Annotated in this window: 19 protein-coding genes; 11 read left to right on the top strand and 8 right to left on the bottom strand. The window is 74.0% G+C overall.

Annotated features, from left to right (window positions below; translation table 11 throughout):
- Nucleotides 1-483 carry a type II toxin-antitoxin system PemK/MazF family toxin gene (locus KBX06_RS08225; protein WP_210833638.1) on the bottom strand — a complete coding sequence of 161 codons (483 nt, stop codon included), beginning with the start codon at nucleotides 481-483 and terminating at the stop codon, nucleotides 1-3.
- Nucleotides 484-571: 88 nt separating this feature from the next.
- On the opposite strand from KBX06_RS08225, the gene KBX06_RS08220 reads away from it, so the two are divergent.
- From KBX06_RS08220 to prfH, 3 genes are all read left to right on the top strand, one after another.
- Nucleotides 572-1,174: a DUF4291 domain-containing protein gene (locus KBX06_RS08220; protein ID WP_210833637.1), complete on the top strand. Its 603-nt coding sequence runs from the start codon at nucleotides 572-574 to the stop codon at nucleotides 1,172-1,174.
- A 338-nt stretch (nucleotides 1,175-1,512) separates the two neighbouring features.
- Nucleotides 1,513-2,688, top strand: a complete 1,176-nt coding sequence (locus KBX06_RS08215) for an RNA ligase RtcB family protein (RefSeq protein WP_210833636.1) — start codon at nucleotides 1,513-1,515, stop codon at nucleotides 2,686-2,688.
- The gene (gene prfH / locus KBX06_RS08210; protein WP_210833635.1) at nucleotides 2,685-3,362 is read left to right on the top strand and encodes a peptide chain release factor H; all 678 of its coding nucleotides are present in this window, start codon (nucleotides 2,685-2,687) and stop codon (nucleotides 3,360-3,362) included. Before KBX06_RS08215 ends, prfH begins: the two co-directional genes overlap by 4 nt.
- Here prfH and KBX06_RS08205 read toward each other — a convergent pair.
- The gene (locus KBX06_RS08205) at nucleotides 3,359-3,937 is read right to left on the bottom strand and encodes an AAA family ATPase (RefSeq protein ID WP_307854508.1); all 579 of its coding nucleotides are present in this window, start codon (nucleotides 3,935-3,937) and stop codon (nucleotides 3,359-3,361) included. The genes prfH and KBX06_RS08205 overlap by 4 nt on opposite strands.
- A gap of 98 nt (nucleotides 3,938-4,035) precedes the next feature.
- A complete protein-coding gene (locus tag KBX06_RS08200) occupies nucleotides 4,036-5,670 on the bottom strand; it encodes a BCCT family transporter (RefSeq protein WP_210833634.1) in 1,635 nt (544 codons plus the stop codon).
- 407 nt (nucleotides 5,671-6,077) lie between these two features.
- On the opposite strand from KBX06_RS08200, the gene KBX06_RS08195 reads away from it, so the two are divergent.
- Nucleotides 6,078-7,334, top strand: a complete 1,257-nt coding sequence (locus KBX06_RS08195; RefSeq protein WP_210833633.1) for a hypothetical protein — start codon at nucleotides 6,078-6,080, stop codon at nucleotides 7,332-7,334.
- Between the two features lie 269 nt (nucleotides 7,335-7,603).
- Here the strand turns inward: KBX06_RS08195 and KBX06_RS08190 are convergent, their stop codons facing one another.
- A complete protein-coding gene (locus KBX06_RS08190) occupies nucleotides 7,604-8,362 on the bottom strand; it encodes a thioesterase II family protein (protein ID WP_210833632.1) in 759 nt (252 codons plus the stop codon).
- A 254-nt stretch (nucleotides 8,363-8,616) separates the two neighbouring features.
- Nucleotides 8,617-9,003, bottom strand: coding sequence for a DUF2267 domain-containing protein (locus KBX06_RS08185; protein ID WP_210833631.1), 387 nt, complete (start codon nucleotides 9,001-9,003; stop codon nucleotides 8,617-8,619).
- Between the two features lie 169 nt (nucleotides 9,004-9,172).
- Here KBX06_RS08185 and KBX06_RS08180 point away from each other — a divergent pair, with 169 nt between their 5' ends.
- The 4 genes from KBX06_RS08180 to KBX06_RS08165 all read left to right on the top strand — a co-directional run bounded on the left by KBX06_RS08180 (nucleotide 9,173) and on the right by KBX06_RS08165 (nucleotide 12,135).
- The gene (locus KBX06_RS08180; RefSeq protein ID WP_210833630.1) at nucleotides 9,173-9,856 is read left to right on the top strand and encodes a helix-turn-helix domain-containing protein; all 684 of its coding nucleotides are present in this window, start codon (nucleotides 9,173-9,175) and stop codon (nucleotides 9,854-9,856) included.
- Nucleotides 9,853-10,512, top strand: coding sequence for an arsenate reductase ArsC (locus KBX06_RS08175; protein WP_210833629.1), 660 nt, complete (start codon nucleotides 9,853-9,855; stop codon nucleotides 10,510-10,512). Before KBX06_RS08180 ends, KBX06_RS08175 begins: the two co-directional genes overlap by 4 nt.
- 91 nt (nucleotides 10,513-10,603) lie before the next feature.
- The gene (arsB, locus tag KBX06_RS08170; protein ID WP_307854507.1) at nucleotides 10,604-11,713 is read left to right on the top strand and encodes an ACR3 family arsenite efflux transporter; all 1,110 of its coding nucleotides are present in this window, start codon (nucleotides 10,604-10,606) and stop codon (nucleotides 11,711-11,713) included.
- 14 nt (nucleotides 11,714-11,727) lie between these two features.
- Entirely contained in the window at nucleotides 11,728-12,135 is a 408-nt protein-coding gene (locus KBX06_RS08165) for an arsenate reductase ArsC (protein WP_210833628.1), read from the top strand.
- 15 nt (nucleotides 12,136-12,150) lie between these two features.
- On the opposite strand, the gene KBX06_RS08160 is transcribed toward KBX06_RS08165, so the two are convergent.
- Genes KBX06_RS08160 through KBX06_RS08150 form a run of 3 tightly spaced genes read right to left on the bottom strand, consistent with a single transcriptional unit; the run spans nucleotide 12,151 to nucleotide 15,394 of the window.
- The gene (locus tag KBX06_RS08160; RefSeq protein WP_247685482.1) at nucleotides 12,151-13,542 is read right to left on the bottom strand and encodes a hypothetical protein; all 1,392 of its coding nucleotides are present in this window, start codon (nucleotides 13,540-13,542) and stop codon (nucleotides 12,151-12,153) included.
- Nucleotides 13,539-14,357, bottom strand: coding sequence for a sugar phosphate isomerase/epimerase family protein (locus KBX06_RS08155; RefSeq protein ID WP_210833627.1), 819 nt, complete (start codon nucleotides 14,355-14,357; stop codon nucleotides 13,539-13,541). The genes KBX06_RS08160 and KBX06_RS08155 overlap by 4 nt, the downstream gene beginning before the upstream one ends.
- Complete coding sequence (locus tag KBX06_RS08150; RefSeq protein WP_210833626.1) at nucleotides 14,357-15,394, bottom strand: zinc-binding alcohol dehydrogenase; 1,038 nt, start codon at nucleotides 15,392-15,394, stop codon at nucleotides 14,357-14,359. Before KBX06_RS08150 ends, KBX06_RS08155 begins: the two co-directional genes overlap by 1 nt.
- A 116-nt stretch (nucleotides 15,395-15,510) precedes the next feature.
- Between KBX06_RS08150 and KBX06_RS08145 the strand changes: the two genes are divergently transcribed.
- Genes KBX06_RS08145 through KBX06_RS08135 form a run of 3 tightly spaced genes read left to right on the top strand, consistent with a single transcriptional unit; the run spans nucleotide 15,511 to nucleotide 18,730 of the window.
- Nucleotides 15,511-16,905, top strand: coding sequence for an ABC transporter substrate-binding protein (locus tag KBX06_RS08145; RefSeq protein ID WP_210833625.1), 1,395 nt, complete (start codon nucleotides 15,511-15,513; stop codon nucleotides 16,903-16,905).
- Nucleotides 16,902-17,864, top strand: coding sequence for a carbohydrate ABC transporter permease (locus KBX06_RS08140; protein WP_210833624.1), 963 nt, complete (start codon nucleotides 16,902-16,904; stop codon nucleotides 17,862-17,864). Before KBX06_RS08145 ends, KBX06_RS08140 begins: the two co-directional genes overlap by 4 nt.
- Nucleotides 17,864-18,730 carry a carbohydrate ABC transporter permease gene (locus KBX06_RS08135; RefSeq protein WP_210833623.1) on the top strand — a complete coding sequence of 289 codons (867 nt, stop codon included), beginning with the start codon at nucleotides 17,864-17,866 and terminating at the stop codon, nucleotides 18,728-18,730. The genes KBX06_RS08140 and KBX06_RS08135 overlap by 1 nt, the downstream gene beginning before the upstream one ends.
- Nucleotides 18,731-18,758: the final 28 nt, after the last annotated feature.

The following is an 18,758-nucleotide window of genomic DNA, read 5'->3' as shown; positions in this document are numbered from 1 at the left end:
TCAGCGCCAGCCGTAGCCGGCGCGCAGGGCCTGCCCCACCCGGTCGAAACGCGCCCGGTCCAGCACCGCGCCCTCCCGGCGGATGCCGTCCTCCCGCATGGTCAGTACGCGGTCCAGCCGCACCCAGCTCGGCCGGTCGTCCCGGTCCCACCCGCCCGGACCGAGGGCGAGCCAGTGCCGCTGCCCGTCGCGCTCGCTCTGGCTGGAGAGCATCAGTCCGAACAGCGTCCGGCTGTGCCGGCCCACCACCAGCACCGGGCGGTCCTTGCCCTGCCGCGGGTCGTCCTCGTACGGCACCCAGGTCCAGACGATCTCGCCCGGGTCGGCGTGCCCGTCTGACTCCGGGGCGTACGACAGTTGCCGGCGCTGCAACGCGGCGACCTGGCGGGGGCGGGCGACCTGCGCCGTGCCCGGTCGGGGCCGGCGCGGCGACGGGATCGCCCCGCCGATGCGGGCCGCCACGCTGCGGAGAAGTCCTGCCACGACCGGCAGCCTATCCCCCACCGCGCCACCGGTCCCGGTGGGGACAATCCGGTGGACCGGGCGCGGGCGAGCCGTCAGGATCGGCGCCATGCCGGTTCCCCTGCATCAGGTTCGCGCCCGCCACACCGCCGACACCGTGACCGTGTACCAGGCGTACCCGCCGGAGATCGCGCGCCCCGCGCTGGCCGCCGGGCGCTTCGTGCCGCCGTTCAAGCGGGACCGGATGACGTGGATCAAGCCGTCGTTCCGGTGGATGATGTACCGCTGCGGGTGGGGCGCGAAGCCCGGGCAGGAGCGGGTGCTGGCCGTCGAGATGAGCCGCGCAGGCTTCGAGTGGGCGTTGGCCAACTCGTGCCTGAGCGGCTTCGACCGCGACCGCCACCCCGACCGGGAGACCTGGTCGCGACGGCTGCGGGCCAGCCCCGTGCGGGTGCAGTGGGACCCGGAACGGTCGCTGCGCCTGGCCCCGCTGCCGCACCGGTCCCTCCAGGTCGGGCTCGCCGGGGAGGCGGTGCGCCGGTACGTCGACGAGTGGCTGGTCGACCTCACCGACGTGACCCCGACCGCCCACGCGGTGCGCGCCGCGCTCGACGCGGGCGACGACACCGCCGCCGAGGCGCTGCTGCCGCCGGAGCGCCCGTACCCGCTGCCGCCCGACGTGGCCGCCGTGATCGGCGCGTCCGCACCGTGACCGGACCCCGTACCCCCGGCGCCGGCCGCTCACCCGACCTGGGCCAACGTGCCGGTGTTCCAGGAGCTGGCCCGCCGCAGCGGGCCGGACCGGGAGCGGGAGTGGCTGCACCGCCTCGGCGCCCTGCCCGCCCCCCGACCGTCCCCCACCTCAGGAGCCTGATGGCCGACACCGGCTTCCCACCGGGCGGCGGATAACCGCTTGCCGGACGACGGCTGTTCCGCAATGGTGTCGTCCATGACGTTCTGACGGGCAGCCCCCCATCGCCGAGGCGCACGGCACCGACCGGTGCCGTGGTGCCGTCCGTCCATTCCCGTTTCCGCGAGAAGCGAGCGTCCTTGTCCCAGCACCAGTCCCCGCCGCGGTCCACCCCGGCCACCGTCACCGTGTTCGCCTCCCCCACGAGCTGGATCGAGTCCGAGGCCCTGACGCAGTGCCGGCAGGTGGCCGCCCTCGCCGGCATGATCCACGTCGCCGCCATGCCGGACCTGCACCCGGGCAAGGGTGCCCCCATCGGCGCCGCCATGGCGTCGACCGTGCTGTACCCGTTGCTGGTGGGCTCCGACATCGGCTGCGGCATCGCCGTGTTCCCCATCAGGCTCAGGCGTGCCGTGCCGGAGCGGCTCGCCGCCCGGTTCCCCGACCTCGACCGGCCGCTCGACCCCGAGCGGGACGCCGACGACCCCGCCTGGGCCGTCGTGGCGGACGACATCCCCGCCGGTCACGTCGACGGACTCGGGACGGTCGGCCGGGGAAACCACTTCGTCGAGCTGGCGCGCGTCGACACGGTCTTCGAGCCGGGTCACGCGAGTCGTCTCGGTCTCGGCACCGGCGATCTCGTGCTCGTCGTCCACACCGGCTCCCGGGGTCTGGGCGAGCGCATCCTGCGGGCGCACACCGAGGCCCACGGCGCGGGCGCCGCCCCTGATCCCGCCGCCTACCTGGCGGCGCACGACGACGCCGTCCGGTGGGGCTCGCTCAACCGGCGGCTGCTGGCCGCCCGGGTCGCGCACGCCCTGGGGGCCGAACCCACCGAGCCCGTCGTCGACCAGTGCCACAACCTGGTGGAGGTCCGCGACGGGGTCTACCTGCACCGCAAGGGCGCGGCGCCGGGCGACGGCCGCGACGTGCTCGTCGCCGGCACCCGGGGCACCGCCTCCTACCTCGTGGCCGCCCACGCCGGCCCGGACGCCAACCACTCCGTGGCGCACGGCGCGGGCCGCAAGATGTCCCGCGCCGACGCCCTGCGGCGCAGCCGGGCCAAGCACACCGTCGAGGAACTGCGGCGCACCCCGGTCGGGTCGCTGGTGGTGTGCGGCGACCGCCAACTGCTCTTCGAGGAGGCGCCCACGGCCTACAAACGCATCGAACGCGTGATCGCGGATCTCGTCGACCACGAGCTGGCCACGCCCGTGGCCACCACGGTCCCCCTGGTCACCTACAAGACGCCCGACATCGGATCCGCCGCCCGGCCGCAGCGCCGGGACGACCGCCGCAGGCGGGGCCGGCCGTGAGCCCGCACCTGCTCATGTCCGCCGGGCGCGGCCCGCAGGAGTGTGCCTGGGCGCTGTCCCGGCTGCTGCGTCGCCTGGAGGCCGAGGCCGCCCGACAGGGCCTGACGACCCACCGCGTCGAGACGGTGCCCGGCGACCGGCCCGACACCTACCGGTCGGCCCTGATCCGGATCTGCGGCGGCGGCGCCGAGGCGTTCGCCGCCTCGTGGACGGGCACCCTGTGCTGGCAGGCCCCCAGCCCCTACCGGGCGGGCACCGGCCGGAAGAACTGGTACGTCGTCGCCCGACCGTGCCAGCTCGACAGCCCGACGACGGCGTTCGCGGAGGCGGACGTCCACATCGTGGCCTGCCGTACCGGCGGCCCCGGCGGCCAGCACCGGAACAAGGCCAGCACGGCGGTGCGGGCGACCCACCGCCCGTCGGGCATCGTCGTCGTGGTCGACACCGAACGGCAGTTCAGCCTCAACCGCCGCCTCGCCCTCCAGTTGCTGCGGCAGCGCATCGCGCGCGGCGACGAGGCCGCAGGGCGCGCCCTGCTCACCGAGCGGTGGCGCGTCCACGACGAACTCGTCCGCGGCGACCCCACCCGCGTCGAGCGCCCGGAACCGTCGGGGCAGCAACCGGCGCCGGCGCAGCGGAAGCGGCCACCCCGAGGCCGGGCGACCGTGTCTTAGGCGAGGCAGGCGAGGAGTTCTTGGTAGGCCTCGTCCACCCTGCCGTGCTCGCTGCGCACCACCTTCGTCCCGGGCCGGGTGGCGACGACCGTGAGCAGCCGGTCGTACATCGCCGCCAGCTCAGCGGCCCCGCCGTGCCGATCGAGCAGGCGCTGGGCGTCGAGATGCGCCGGGTCGGTGGAGGTACGGCTGCGTTCGGCGAAGCGCCGCAGCGCGTTCTCCCTGTCGTCGAGCAGGACGATCTCGTGGAACTGCGCGCCGGTGTCGTACGCGATGCGCTCGGCCTGCTCGATGAACTCGGGGCGGCCGAGGAACTGCGGGATGATCACGTCGTGGCGCCCGGCCAGGTGCGCCCGGGCCGCCGCCAGGGCGACGGCACGGGCGAGGAGCCCGGCGGGCCCGGCGTGCTCACGCCACCGCCCGACGAGGTCACGGATCCGGTCGATGTCGAGGTCGAGCGCCAGTGGGTGGTCCTCCACGTACCGGCGGGCCAACGTCGACTTGCCGCAGCCGGGCGGCCCGTTGAGCACGATCAGGCGCGGAACCGACGCGCCGCCCGGCGGGGCCTGCGTCACGGCGTGCCTCCTCGGTCGGCCCGGCGCCGCCGGCGAGGCGTCGCCCATACGGACGCCCACGATCGTACGTCCACCCGCCGGTAGCCGGGCCGTGGCGGTCAGGAGGCGTCGGGGTCCGTGGGCGCCGGCCGCGCGGCGCCCGACACGAGGGCACGCAGTTGCGGGGCCATCGTGGCGCTCTCCGGCTCGCGCCGCAGCTCCCGCAGCAGCCCGACGACCATGCCGACCATCACGAACAGGAACGGCAGGGCGGCGAGGATGGTCAGCGACTGGAGGGCGGACAGCCCGCCGGCGAGCAGCAGCACCGCGGCCACCCCGCCGGTCAGGACGCCCCACATCGAGACCAGCCAGGCCTTCGGCTCCAGGTTGCCGCGCGAGGAGAGCGTGCCCATCACCACCGAGGCGGCGTCGGCGCCGCTGACGAAGAAGAGCGCCACCAGCACCATGACCAGGATCGCGGTGACGGTGAAGAACGGGAACTCCCGCAGCACCGCGAAGAGCGCCGCCTCCGGGCTCTCCTTCACCGCGGCCGACAGGTCGGTGCCGCCGAGTTGCAGGTCGATGGCGGTGCCGCCGAACACCGAGAACCAGACGATGCTGACGAGGCTCGGGACGGCCACCACGCCGAGGATGAACTGGCGGATGGTGCGGCCCTTGGAGATGCGGGCGACGAAGGCCCCGACGAACGGGGTCCAGGAGATCCACCAGGCCCAGTAGAAGATGGTCCAGCCGGCCATCCACTGCTCGCCGCCGAAGGCGCCGGTGCGGAAGCTCATCGGCACGAGGTTGAACAGGTAGCCGCCCGTCGACGCGGTGAGCGTATTGAGGACGAAGACCGTCGGGCCCACCACGAGCAGGAAGAACATCAGCGCCACCGCGAGCACCATGTTGGTGTTCGACAGGAACTGGATGCCCCGCTTGACCCCCGTGACGGCCGAGACCACGAACGCCACGGTGAGCACCGCGATGATGCCGATCGCCAGCGGGGTGGACTTCGGCACGTCCCAGAGGTTCGTCAGACCGCTGTTGATCTGGAGGGCGCCCAGGCCGAGGGAGACGGCAGACCCGAACAGCGTCGCGAGGATCGCGAAGACGTCGATGGCCCGGCCGGGCCCGCGGTTGGCGCGCTCCCCGATGAGCGGGAAGAAGGCGCTGCTGATCAGGCCGCGCCGGCCCTTGCGGAAGGTGAAGTACGCCAGCGACAGGCCCACGACGGCGTAGATCGCCCACGGGTGCAGCGCCCAGTGGAACAGGGAGTACTCCATGGCCACGCGGGCGGCCTGCGCGGTGTTCGCCTCGTTGAGGCCGCGCGGCGGGGTCGCCAAATGCGACAGCGGCTCGGCGGCGCCCCAGAACATCAGGCCGATGCCCATGCCGGCGCTGAACATCATCGCCACCCAGGAGACGGTGGAGAACTCCGGCTCGTCGTCGTCGCGGCCGAGCTTGATCCGGCCGTACCGGCTCAGCGCCAGCCACATCGACAGCACCACGAAGCCGGTGCTGGCCAGTACGAAGACCCAGCCGAACGAGCGGACCACCCAGTCGAGCGCGGTGCCGCTGACCGAGGCCAGGTTGTCGGTGGCCACGATGCCCCAACCGACGAAGAGGACGACCACCACGGCGGCGACACCCAGCACCGTGCGGTCGATGTGCAACGCAGGGCGTGGCTCAGGTGGTGTGTCGTCGGGCGGGGTGTCGTCTTCGGTTGCCGGACCACTGGCGGACACGGTCATGGTCTGTGGACCTCCGTGGGCGTTCGGGCGTACGGGCCGCGTAGCCGGCACCGCGCGCCGGTCGGCCCGCATCTCGGGATGTCCCGGGCCCCATCAGGGCGCCCGGGAACTCGGGAACATGTCGCTGACTGTGCCGGCGTCCTCGGGCGGGCGTACGGAGCCTCCGGTGCTCCACCGCCACGGACGCCGGCGACGATCGGCGATCGGCGATCACTCTCGGCGTCGATGGTGGAGGTGATCCTGCGGTTCCATGACAGTCCTGTGACAAAGCCGGGTGCGCCGCGGCTGTTCCCGTCCCGCCCCACCCCGACCGGTACGACAGGTGACCGCGGTCCGGATGTGAAGAGCAGACACTGGCGCGACCGGCGAGTGGTGACGGCGGCCCGCCGAGCGGGCACAGTGAAGCGGTGACGACCGACATCCGTACGCCCCTGGCCCGCTACGCCGACCGCCTGCACGCCGTGACCGGCGACGGGCACCACGTCGCCTCCCCGCTCGGCGCCTGGCTGCTGCTGGCGCTCGCCGCGCCGGCCGCCACCGGTGCGACCCGCGCGGCGCTGGAGGAGGTGCTCGGCACCGACGTGCGGACCGCCGCCACGGCCGCCGACGTCCTGCTGGCGGCGCCGCACCCGCTGGTGGCCTCGGCGACCGCGTTCTGGCACCGGCCGGGAGGCACGACGACCGGGCTCGACGGGTGGCGGGCGGCCCTGCCCGCGTCGACCGCCACCGGACCGCTGCCGGACCAGGCCGGGCTCGACGGGTGGGCCCGCGAGCACACGCTCGGTCTCATCGAGGCGTTCCCGCTGACGGTCACGCCGCAGGTGCTGCTGGTGCTGGCCAGCGCCCTGGCCACCCGGGTGTCGTGGGCGACCCCGTTCGAGGTGGCTCCGGCCGACGCGCTCGGCTCCGGCAGCGCCTGGGCCGGCGGGCTGCGCCGGGCGCTGCGCAGCCCGCGGCACGGGCACCGCTGCTGGATCGCCGACACCGCGCGGGCCGGCACCGTCGCCGTGCACGCCGCCCCCGCCCGTCCGGCGCGGACCGCCGACGGCGCGGCCGGGCTGCTGGTCGTCTCCGTCGTCGCGGCACCCGACGTGCCGGCCGGGGACGTCCTGGCGGCGGCCCACGAGCTGGCGTCGGTCGCCGCCGACGCGCCGGAGCACCTGCCGGCACAGCGGCGCTCCCTGTTCGACGTGCCGTTGGGGGAAGGCCCGCTGTGGACGCTGCGCGAGGAGCCGACCCGCACGTACGCACCGGACGGCCGGGAGGAGACGGTCACCGCCGTCCTGCCCTGCTGGTCGGCCCGCAGCCGGCACGAGCTGACCGCGCCCGGGCTGGGCTTCCCGGCCGTCGCGCGGGTGTTCGGCGAGTTGCTCGACGAGCCGGGCCTGGGTTTCGAGGCGGCCCAGGCGGCGATGGCCCGCTACGGCCGGTACGGCTTCGAGGCGGCGGCCGTCTCCGGTTTCGCCGCGACGCTCAGCCTGCCGCCGGAGGGGGTGGCCCGGGTCGCGGAGCTGCGCTTCGGGCACCCGTACGCCGTGGTGGCCCTCGCCACCGACGACCGGGCCGGCGGCCCGTGGCACGGGTTGCCGGTCTTCTCCGCCTGGGTCGCCGAACCCGAGGAACTGCCGGAGGCCGACGTCGCGGACCGCTACGAAGACGCCTGACCGGGTCCGCCACCGTCGAGGGGCCGACCGGCCTCAGGAGGTGTGCGGCTCGTGCCCGGGGCGACGGACGCGCCGGGTAGCGCAGCGGCTCACCGGACAGCGCCCGTACCGCCCGGTCGAAGCCCTCGACGCCACCCACGTCGAACCCACGGGACAGCAGGCCGCCGTGCTCCACCAGGCCCGCCCGCGGTTGCGCGCGGTGGGCGGCGACCAGCTCGGTCGACTGGCGCCCGTCGTTGTCGACGACCACCGGCAGCGTGGGGCCCGGGTCACTCGTGCCCTTCCTCCTGTCGTCGCTCGCGGGCGGCGGCGAGGTCCGCCCGGATCGCGGCGAGCAGCTCGGGCAGCCGCTCGTTGAGGAAGAAGTGCCCGCCGTCGATCTCGTGCAGGGTGAAGCCGGCGGTGCTGTGCTCCCGCCAGCCGTCGCTGTGCTCCCGGCTGACGGTGTCGTCGTCGCGACCGCTGAACGCCACGATCGGCATCGGCAGCGGCTCCTCGGGCGTGTAGCGGTAGTCGTCCACCTGCGTGAAGTCGGCACGCAGCAGGGGTAGCAGCAGCTCGACCAGCTCGGGGTACTCCAGCAGTCTGGCCGGCAGCCCGCCACCGGCCGCCAGGCGGCGCAGCAGCTCGTCGTCGTCCACCCGGGACAGCCCGTCGAAGTGGCTGGGCGTGCTGACGTGGGGGGCGCGGGCGCCGCCGACGTAGAGCCGCAGTGGCAGTGGACGGCCGGCGCGGCGCAGCTCGCGGACGACCTCGAAGCCGACCCGGCCCCCCATCGAGTGGCCGTAGATCGCGTACGGGCCGCGGATCCGCGCGGCGATGGCGTACGCGACGTCGGCCACCCGGAAGGCCGGGTCCTCGCTGATCCGGTTCTCGCGCCCGGGCAGCTGCACCGGCAGCACCTCGACGTCGGGGGCGAGGCCGTCCTGCCAGAGCCGGAAGACGCTGGCACCCCCGCCCGCGTAGGGCAGGCAGAACAGCTGGACCGGCGCCGAACGCCAGTCGACGGCGGAGAGGAACCAGGTCACCGAGCGCCTTTCGTCAGAGGGGCCGTTCCGGTGCCACTGTCGCCGCAACGGTGACGGGCCGGTGCGGTGCGCGGGCCGACCCGAGGTGCGGCGCCCTTCGAGGCACGGGCGGGCCGGCCCCGGTCAGGCCCTCGCCATGTTTCCCGAGGGCCTCATGATCTGCCTACACCGTCGCGTCGGAAGCAGCATAGGGCTTGTCGCCGGGCCGTGACGGGCCGCCGCGACGGGTGGGCGGGCGGTACCGGGGTGGCCGGTCAGGCGTCCGGTCGGGGGATCGGTCGGGTCATCCCGTCGAAGTCCCGGGGCAGCCGGGCCACCATGTCGCGGAACTCGTCCACGGTGACCGCCTCCCGCAGGGTGGCGAAGACGGCGCCGGTGCCCGCCCGGGCGGTGGCCTCGTCCACCCCGGCCCGCTCCCCCACCCGGCGCACGAAGTCCGCCGGGCCGGGCGTGGTCGCCGGGCCGTCGCCGGGGCCGGGCCCGGCGAGGTAGCCGTCGATTTCGTCGGGGAGGCGACCGGCGGCACCGCCGCTCATCCGTTCCACCATCGTCTGCAACACGGCGCGGGCGATCGTGGCGGCCCGCGCGGTGGGCAGTCCGGCACGGCGGGACACCGCGTCGACGAATAGGGGAAACCGCACGGCAGCCTCCTGTCGTCACCGGCCCGGCGGATACCCGCCGCCGGTGCCGGCAAACGGTCTCCGGCGCGTCGGCACGCTCCCGGCGGCTGCGTGGCGGCGCCGGGCGGGCGGGGTGCGCCGCGCCACCCCGGCTTGACACCGCGAAAGTAATACAGCGATAGTTGAGTCAATGAAAGCTGATCCTTCGTTGGCCGCCCGCGCCCGGACCCACGCCGCCCTCGGTGACCCGGCGCGCCTGGCGATCGTGGACGCGCTGCTGCTGGGCGACTCCTCCCCCGGCGAGATCGCCCACGCCCTCGACCTGCCCACCAACCTGGTGGCCCACCACGTCAAGGTGCTCACCGACGCCGAACTGGTCACCCGTACGCGCTCCGAGGGCGACCGACGCCGCACCTACCTGCGGCTGCGACCGGAGGTGCTGTCGACGCTGGCTCCGCCGCCGCTGGCCGATGTGGGCCGGGTGGTCTTCGTCTGCACCCACAACTCGGCCCGCTCCCAGCTCGCCGCCGCCCTCTGGACGCGGCGCACGCACGCCCCGGCCGCGTCTGCGGGCACCAGCCCGGCCCACCGGGTGCACCCCCGCGCCGTGGCGGTGGCCCGCCGCCACGGGCTGCGTCTCGACCCGGTCGGCACCGCCCACGTCGACGACGTCGTCCGCGCCGAGGATCTGGTCGTGGCCGTCTGCGACAACGCGCACGAGGGCTTCACCGGTGCCGCCCGGCCCCGCCTGCACTGGTCGGTGCCCGATCCCGTCCGTGTCGACACCGACGAGGCGTTCGAGGCGGCGTACGCCGAGATCGAGGCCCGGGTCGACCGACTCGCCCCCGCCGTCACCCCAGGAGCACCGCGATGACCGACACCCGTTCCCACCCGGATCTCGCCGTCGACCAGCAGGTGGCCCTGCGCACCGCGGCGACCCGGCTGGCGGCCGAGTTCGACGGCACCTACGGCACGGAGACCGTGGAACGGTTCCTGCACGCCAGCTACGAACAGTTCGCCACGGTCGGCAGCGTCCCCCACTTCCTGCCGCTCCTGGCGGAACGCTTCGCCCGGCAGCGCCTGCGCGCGCTCGCCCGGGTCGAGGGGCACCACCGCGACGGCCGTCCGGTGGCGCTCTTCCTCTGCACGCACAACGCCGGTCGCTCACAGCTGGCGCTGGGCTTCTTCGCCCGCCTCGCTGGCGACGCCGCCGTGGCGTGGTCGGGCGGCAGCGAGCCCAGCACCGAGATCAACCCCGCCGCCGTGGCGGCGATGGCCGAACGCGGCATCGACATCTCCGACGAGTTCCCCAAGCCGTGGACCGACGAGGTGGTCCGCGCCGCCGACGTGGTGGTCACCATGGGCTGCGGCGACGCGTGCCCCGTCTTCCCCGGCACCCGCTACGAGAACTGGGAGCTCGACGACCCCGCCGGCCTCGACCTGGCCGGCGTGCGGCCGATCCGCGACGAGATCGAGCGGCGGGTCCGCCGGCTGCTCGACCAGCTCGGCGTGCCGGCCACCCGCCTGTGACCTGCCCGCACGAACCAACGCCGCGTGCCACGGGGGCGGCGCGGCGTCCGGCCGCTGACCCGCCCCCATCGACGACCCGAACGGGAGCCCCGTGAGCACCACCACCCACGACGACGCGGCCGAGACGGCCGTGGTGGGACGCCTGTCCCGCCTCGACCAGTTCCTGCCGGTCTGGATCGGCCTCGCGATGGCCGCCGGCCTCCTGCTCGGCCGGCTGGTGCCCGGCCTGGACTCCGCGCTGGACGCGGTGCAGATCGGCGGTGTCTCGCTGCCCATCGCCCTCGGCCTGCTGATCATGATGTACCCGGTGCTGGCCAAGGTCCGCTACGACCGGCTCGACGCCGTCACCGGCGACCGCCGGCTGCTGGTCTCCTCGCTGGTGCTGAACTGGGTCGTCGGGCCGGCGTTGATGTTCGCCCTGGCCTGGATCTTCCTGGCCGACCAGCCGGAATACCGCACCGGCCTGATCATCGTCGGGCTGGCCCGCTGCATCGCCATGGTGATCATCTGGAACGACCTGGCCTGCGGCGACCGCGAGGCCGCCGCGGTGCTGGTCGCCCTCAACTCGGTGTTCCAGGTGCTCGCGTTCGGCGTGCTCGGCTGGTTCTACCTCGCGGTCCTGCCGGGCTGGCTGGGTCTGGAGGGCGCCGAGCTGGCCGTGTCAGGCTGGGACATCGCCGGCAACGTGCTGGTCTTCCTCGGCATCCCGCTGCTGGCCGGCTACCTCACCCGCCGCCTCGGCGAGCGGGCCCGGGGCCGCGACTGGTACGAGCGGCGGTTCCTGCCGAAGATCGGTCCCGCCGCGCTGTACGGGCTGCTCTTCACCATCGTCGTCCTGTTCGCCCTCCAGGGTGAGGCGATCACCGACCGGCCGCTGGACGTGGTCCGCATCGCCCTGCCGCTGCTGGTCTACTTCGCGGTCATGTGGGCCGGGTCGTACGCCCTCGGTCGGGCGGTCGGCCTCGGCTACGCGCGCACCACGACGCTGGCCTTCACCGCCGCCGGCAACAACTTCGAGCTCGCCATCGCCGTCGCGATCGGCACCTTCGGCGTCACGTCCGGGCAGGCACTGGCGGGCGTGGTCGGGCCGCTGATCGAGGTGCCGGTCCTGGTCGCCCTCGTCTACGTCTCGCTGTGGGCACGCCGCCGGTTCTTCCCGTCGCCCGCCTCGGGCCTGCCCACCGTCTCCGCTTCGCGCTGAAAGGAAACACCCCCGTGAGCGACAAACCCAGTGTCCTGTTCGTCTGCGTGCACAACGCCGGCCGCTCGCAGATGGCCGCCGGCTGGCTGCGTCACCTCGCCGGCGACGCCGTCGAGGTGCGCTCCGCCGGGTCGGCCCCGGCCGGGACCGTCAACCCGGCCGCCGTCGAGGCGATGCGGGAGGTCGGCATCGACATCAGCGCGCAGACCCCGACCCTGCTGGAGTACGCCACCGCCGAGTCCTCCGACGTCATCGTCACGATGGGCTGCGGCGACGCCTGCCCCGTCTTTCCCGGCCGACGCTACGAGGACTGGCAGCTCGAAGACCCCGCCGGCAAGGACGTCGAGGCGGTCCGCCCGATCCGCGACGAGATCCGGGCGCGGGTGCAGCGGCTGCTGCGGGAGCTGGTTCCCGCCGCCTGACGGGGGCGGCCCGGCTCAGCCGGGCGGGTCGTCGGCGAGGACGTCGAGCAGCAGCGCGGCCGTCCAGCCGAAGGCCGGCGAGCCGAGCCCGGCTCCGGTGTCCGGGTGGAAGTACTCGTGGCAGCCGGAGCGGGCCACCAGTTCGATCATCGAGTCGCGCAGGCCGGCGGCCAGGTCGGGCCGGCCGTGCCCCAGCAGCCCCCGGCGCACCAGCCAGCTGACGTTCATCCAGCTCGGCCCGCGCCAGTAGCGCAGCGGCTCGAAGTCCGGCGCGGTGCGGTCGTGGCTGGGCAGCGGCCGGTCCATCCGGACGGCCAGCCCGAAGCGCGCCGAGCACGCCTCGGCGACCAGCGCCGACACCTGCCGCGCGGGCAGGTCGGGCAGGACGAGCGGGGTCAGGCCGAGCACGGTGCGGGCCGGCACGAGGCGGTCGGTACGCAGGTCGCGGGGGTGGAAGGTGCCGGTCGTCGGGTCGTACAGCCGGCGCACCAGGGCCTCGGTGATCCGCGCGGCGCGCTCCCGGTGCGGGCCGGGGTCGGCACCGGCCAGCGGCGCGATCCGGGCCAGGGCGTGCTCGGCGGCGCCCATCGCGGCGTTGACCAGCGGGCACTCCACCAGGAACGGGTGCCGGGCGGCGAGGTCGTCGTCGCGGTAGCGGCGCTCGCGGTACGACGCCACGATCGCGACGTAGCGCGCGTAGTCGAGGTCCGTGGGGCGGTGCGCGGCGTCGGCGTGCGCGGTGTCGTGCCGGCGGTACGCGCGCATGACGGCCGCGTCGGCGGGCACCGCCGCCAGCGGGGCGTCCCAGGCGGGGCTGTTGTCCAGCCCGGACTCCCACGGATGCACGACGCAGGCCAGCCCGCCACCGCCGACGTCCCGGCGGGTGGCGAGGTAGCGCTGCTGGGCCACCAGCCGGGGGTAGAGCCGGCACAGCGCCGCCCGCCCGGCCCCGGAGGGGAACCGCCGGTACGCCAGCCAGGCGGCGGGCGCGTGCACGGGCGGCTGGATCAGCCCGGAGGTGGCGACGGCCGGGGCGCCCTCGGCGAGCCCCGACGCCCAGAACTCGGGCCCCGGGAAGTACGAGCCGACGCGCAGCGCCGGGTTGAACACGATGTGCGGCACGCGCCCGTCGAGCCACTGTGCGCGGAACAGGCCGGCCAGCTCCCGCCAGGCGCGCTCGGGGCGCACGTGGGACCAGCCGATCGCGATGAACGCCGAGTCCCAGCTCCACTGGTGCGGATAGAGGGTGCGCGAGGGCACGGTGTGGTCGTGTTCCCAGTTGGCCTCGAGCGTGGCGACGGCGAGGCGGCGCAGGGCGCCCAGGTCGCGGGGGCCGGTGGCGCCCGCCGTACCTGCGTCGCGCGGGCCGTGGTCGGTGTGCGGGCCGCCGGCGGTCCCGGTGCTCATGCCGCCGCCTGCCGGGGCTGGGCGTGCCGCAGCACGGTGGCGGCCTGGTGCAGGGCGCGTACGGGGTCGCCGCGCAGCCGGCACTCCAACGCCAGCCAGCCCCGGTAGTCGATCTCCGACAGGGTACGCACCAGCGCCGGCCAGTCGAGGTGCCCGGCGCCGGGCTGGTAGCGGTTGGAGTCGCTGACCTGCACGTGCCCGAGGTACGGCGCGGCGGCGCGCAGCGCCCGGTGCACGTCGTCCTCCTCGATGTTCATGTGGAAGGTGTCCGCCACCACCCGCACCGAGGGCAGCCCGACGGCCGCGCAGAGGGCGACCGCGTCGGCGAGCCGGTTGACCATGTGGTCCTCGTACCGGTTGAGTGGCTCCAGGAAGAGGGTGACCCCCTCGGTACGGGCGTGCTCCCCCAGCTCCCCCAGGGTGTCGACGAGCACCCGCCGGTCGGCGTCGGGTGGACGGGGCGGCTCGAACGGCGGCAGCCGCCGGGAGAACATGCCCCACGCGGCCGGGGTCATCGCACCGACGCCGCCGAGCTCGGCCATCACGGAGAGCTGGGAGCGCAGGTTGCGCACGGCGTCGCGGGAGCGCTCGGGGTCGAAGTCGCCGATGAAGTGGTCCATCTGGACGCAGACGGTGGGCATGAGCACCCCGGCGGCGCGGGCCCGGCGCAGCTCGGGCAGCCGGCGGGCGAGGCCGAGGTCGCCGGCGCCGCGCAGCTCGATCGCGTCGTAGCCGAGCGCGGTGGCGAGCGCGTACTTCTGGATCAGGTCGGTGCCCGGCAGGAGCTGCTCCTGACAGGCCAGGGGAATCGTCATCAGAACCTCAGCACCACTTGGAGGACGTCAGCGTCACCGCGGTCGAGCAGCGCCAGCGCGTCGGCCACCGCGCTCGCGTCCACGACGTGGCTCACCAGCGGCAGCGGGTCGACGCTGCCCTCCGCCACCAGATCCATGAAGGTGTGTGCGACGCGGGCCCCGGTCCACCGGCCGGCCATGCCGGGCGCCGGGGCCGGCCCGGAGACCTGGGCCGCCACCAGCTGGATCCGGTTGTGGTGGAACTCCTCACCCAGGCCGAGCCCGTCGGCCTGCCCCTGGTAGAAGCCGGCGGCCACGACGCGGCCGGCGTGCGTGGTGGAGCGGATCGCCTCGTGCAGCGCCGGGTAGGCCCCGGAGAGTTCCAGGCAGACGTCGGCGCCCCGGCCGCCGGTGGCCCGGCGCAGCACGGCCGCGGCCGACTCGGCGTCGGCGTCGACGACGGCCCGGGCGCCGAGCCGGTCGGCGTGCGCCAGCCGGGCGGGCACCCGGTCGACGGCGATCACCCGCGCGCCGGAGAGGACGGCGAGCCGGGTGGCGAGCAGCCCGATGACGCCCTGCCCGAAGACCGCGACCCAGTCGCCGAGGTGCAGGTCGCCGGCGAGCACGGCGGTGAGGGCGATCGCCCCGGGGCGGGCGAAGACCGCCGCGAGGGGGTCGAGACCGGCGGGCAGCGGGTGCACCGTGCCGGCGGGCACGACGGCCTCGGCGCGGTGCCCCCAGATGCCCCAGACGATCTGCCCGGCCCGCCGGTCGGCCACGTCGGGCGCGACCTCGACGACCTCGCCGACCTCCTCGTAGCCGAAGCCCACCAGCGGGTACGGCACGGTGCTCTGCCGGGGTACGAACATCCGGCTGACGTCGTCCCAGTCCTTGCTCAGGCGCGGGTTGCTGCCCCGGTAGAGGGTGAGTTCCGTGCCGGCCGAGATGCCGGAGTAGCGGGTGCGGACCCGGACCTGGCCCGGGCCGAGCGGATCCGGGGGGCAGGGCTCGAGGCTGATCCGTCGGGGCCCGGCGAGTGAGACAACCCAGTTGACCATGAGTCACATCCCGGTAGCACTGGGCTCCATCGTAGGCAGAAAATCGGCATATGTCTTGTAATTGATCTATCGAAGGCGTTGAATCCCTTCCATACCCTTCGAGAGGAGTGCCACCGATGTCAGCACCTCCGATGCGGATACTCGCCGCCACCCTGATCATGGCAGTCACCGGGGCCGGCCTGCTGGCCTGCGGCGACGAAAAATCCGACAGCAGCAGCAGGAAGATCACCGTGTGGAGCCTGGAGGACGTGGCCGACCGGGTCACCGCCACCAAGGCGATCGTCGCGGACTTCACCGCCGACACCGGCATCGCCGTCGACCTGGTCACCATCAACGAAGATCAGTTTCCCTCCCTGATCGCCTCCAGCGCCGCCGCCGGTGAACTGCCCGACGTGGTCGGCTCGGTGTCGCTCGCCGGCGTCCGTACCCTCGCCGGCAACGAACTGCTGCACCCGCTGGCGAACGCGGAGGTCGTCGAGAAGCTCGGCCGGCAGACCTTCTCGCCGCGGGCGCTCGAACTGACGGCGGAGGACGGCACGCAGCTCGCCGTGCCCAGCGACGGCTGGGGGCAGCTGCTCGTCTACCGCAAGGACCTGTTCGCCGCCGCCGGCCTGCCCGCCCCCGACACGTACGAGCGGATCGCCGCCGCCGCGACGAGGCTCAACACCGGCGGCGTCGCGGGCATCACCGCCGCCACCGCCCCCGGCGACGTGTTCACCCAGCAGACGTTCGAACACCTCGCGCTGGCCAACGGCTGCCAGCTCACCGACGACTCTGGGGCCGTGAAGCTGGACTCCCCCGAGTGCGTCGAGGCGTTCCGGTTCTACGGCGAGATGATGCGCACCAGCTCGGTCAAGGGCGCGCAGGACGTCGACACCACCCGGGCCACCTACTTCGCCGGCAAGGCCGCCATGCTGGTCTGGTCGCCGTTCATCCTCGACGAGCTGGCCGGCCTGCGCAACGATGCCAGGCCCACCTGCCCGCAGTGCCAGGCCGACCCGGCGTTCCTCGCGCGCAACAGCGGCTTCGTCACCGCGATCAAGGGTCCGAACGGCACCGAACCCGCCCAGTACGGCGAGATCAGCTCCTGGGCGGTGCTCGACGGCGCCGCCGCCGACCCGGCCAGCTCCTTCGTGGAGCACATGCTCGGTGACGGCTACCCGCGCTGGTTCGGCATGTCCCCCGAGGGGCGCTTCCCCGTCCGTAAGGGCACCCTGCAGGAGCCGGAGAAGTTCCTCACCGCCTGGAACACCAGCCAGGCCGGGGTCGACACCCGAAAGCCGCTCGCCGAGGTCTACGGCGGCGAGGTGCTCGCGAGCCTGCGCCGCAGCCCCGACACCTTCCAGCGCTGGGGTCTGACCCAGGGCCAGGGCAAGCTCGTCGGCGCGATCCTCGGCGAGCTGCCGGTGCCCAAGGCCCTGGGCGACGTGGTCGGCGGCAGGAGCGACGCCGCCGCGGCCGCCGGACGGGCGAAGAAGGACGTGGAGGCGATCAAGGCGGGCGTCAATTGACCACCGCCCCACCGGACACCGGCCGCTCCCCCGCCCGGGAGCGGCCGGCCCCGACCCGCCGTCGCAGGCCGCTGACCCTGCGCCGCCGCGAGTCCCGCGCCGGGCTCGCGATGGTCGCCCCGACCCTGCTCGTCGTGGTCGCCGTGATCGGCATCCCGATCGTCTGGACCGTCGTGCTGGCCTTCCAGCGGGTACGTCTGGCCACGCTGCGCCGTACCGGGCTCTTCGGCGAGTTCACGATGGACAACGTGGAGCGGGTGCTGAACACCCCCGGCTTCGCCGAGACGCTGTGGACCACGCTGGTCTACGCCGTGGCCAGCACCGCCGGCTCGATCGTGCTCGGCCTGGTGGCGGCGCTGGTCGTACGCCGGCCGTTCCGGGGCCGCACCCTGGTGCGCGCGTCGATGCTGCTGCCGTACGTGGCGCCGGTGGTCGCGGTCACCTTCGTCTGGCAGGTGATGCTCGACCCGCAGCTCGGCATCGTCAACGACTGGGGCCAACGGTTCCTCGGCTGGGACGCCCCGGTTCCGTTCCTGTCCCAGGAGTCGACCGCCCTGGCCACGGTCGTCGCCTTCGAGGCGTGGCGCTACTTCCCCTTCGCCTTCCTGTTCCTGCTCGCCCGGCTCCAGGCCGTCCCCGGCGAGCTGGAGGAGGCGGCCCGGGTCGACGGGGCCACCCCCACCCAGCGGTTCCGGCACATCCTGCTGCCGCAACTGCTGCCGGTGATCGGCCTGCTGGGCGTGCTGCGGTTCATCATGACGTTCAACAAGTTCGACGACGTCTACCTGCTCACCGGCGGGGCCGCCGGCACCGAGGTGGTCAGCGTCCGGGTCTACGAGTTCCTGACCGCGCGTACGGACATCGGCGCGGCGGCGGCACAGGCGGTCGTGCTCGCCGTGGTGCTCATCGTGTTCGTGGTGGTGTACCTGCGCTTCTTCGGCGGACGAAGGGACGGCTGATGGACCGGGACCGGATCGAGACGGTGGGCCTGCGCTGGCTGCGCCGGCTGGTGATCGCCGCGTTCCTGCTGGTCACCGTCTTCCCCTTCTACTACATGCTGGTCCTCTCGGTGCGCCCCATCGAGCGGCTGCTGCTCGACCCCGGCTCGCTGGTGGTGGGCCTCGGCGAGCTGACCTTCGACACGTACGCCCAGGTGGTCAGGGCCGTCGACGACGGCGGGCAGGGTTTCCTCACCTTCATGCGCAACAGCGGCCTGGTCGCCGTCGCGGCGACACTGCTCACGCTGGCCGTGGCGATCCCCGGCGCGTACGCGGTCGCCCGGCTGCGGTTCTTCGGCCGGCGGCAGGTCGACTTCCTCTTCCTGGCGGTCTACCTGTTCCCGTCGATCGTCATCGCCATCCCGCTCTTCGTGGTCTTCACCCGGGCCGGGCTGCGCGGCTCCCTGTTCGGCCTGGTGCTCGTCTACATCTCGCAGACGCTGCCGGTCTCGGTCTACATGCTGCGCAACTACTTCGAGACCATCCCGGTCAGCCTGGAGGAGTCGGCCGCGATCGACGGGGCCGGGCGGCTCGGTATCCTCCGCCGGGTCAGCCTTCCCCTGGCGGCGCCGTCCATCATGGCCGTCGCCCTGTACGACTTCATGATCGCCTGGAACGAGTTCCTGTTCGCCCTGCTGTTCCTGGTCGACAAGCCGCACCGGTGGACGGTGTCGCTGGGCCTGGCGCAGCTCGCCGACGGCGTCGAGGTGCCGAAGACGGTGCTGATGGCCGGCTCGGTGATCCTCACCCTGCCCATCGTGATCCTCTTCTTCGCCAGCGAGCGTCTGCTCACCGAGGGACTCACCAGCGGCGCGGAGAAGGGCTGAGGCGACGGCGGGCGGGGTTGCCGCGCGG

Source organism: Micromonospora sp. C31 (assembly GCF_018070575.1).
Taxonomy (GTDB): Bacteria; Actinomycetota; Actinomycetes; order Mycobacteriales; family Micromonosporaceae; genus Micromonospora.
This window is presented reverse-complemented; position numbering and strand designations above follow the sequence as displayed.

Excerpts from the sequence above, each read along its gene's own strand:
- KBX06_RS08180 (WP_210833630.1), top strand. The coding sequence starts at position 9,173 with ATGAAAGCTGATCCTTCGTTGGCCGCCCGCGCCCGGACCCACGCCGCC.
- KBX06_RS08160 (WP_247685482.1), bottom strand. The coding sequence starts at position 13,542 with ATGAGCACCGGGACCGCCGGCGGCCCGCACACCGACCACGGCCCGCGC.
- KBX06_RS08220 (WP_210833637.1), top strand. The coding sequence starts at position 572 with ATGCCGGTTCCCCTGCATCAGGTTCGCGCCCGCCACACCGCCGACACC.
- KBX06_RS08145 (WP_210833625.1), top strand. The coding sequence starts at position 15,511 with ATGTCAGCACCTCCGATGCGGATACTCGCCGCCACCCTGATCATGGCA.
- KBX06_RS08150 (WP_210833626.1), bottom strand. The coding sequence starts at position 15,394 with ATGGTCAACTGGGTTGTCTCACTCGCCGGGCCCCGACGGATCAGCCTC.
- KBX06_RS08155 (WP_210833627.1), bottom strand. The coding sequence starts at position 14,357 with ATGACGATTCCCCTGGCCTGTCAGGAGCAGCTCCTGCCGGGCACCGAC.
- KBX06_RS08135 (WP_210833623.1), top strand. The coding sequence starts at position 17,864 with ATGGACCGGGACCGGATCGAGACGGTGGGCCTGCGCTGGCTGCGCCGG.
- KBX06_RS08175 (WP_210833629.1), top strand. The coding sequence starts at position 9,853 with ATGACCGACACCCGTTCCCACCCGGATCTCGCCGTCGACCAGCAGGTG.
- KBX06_RS08200 (WP_210833634.1), bottom strand. The coding sequence starts at position 5,670 with ATGACCGTGTCCGCCAGTGGTCCGGCAACCGAAGACGACACCCCGCCC.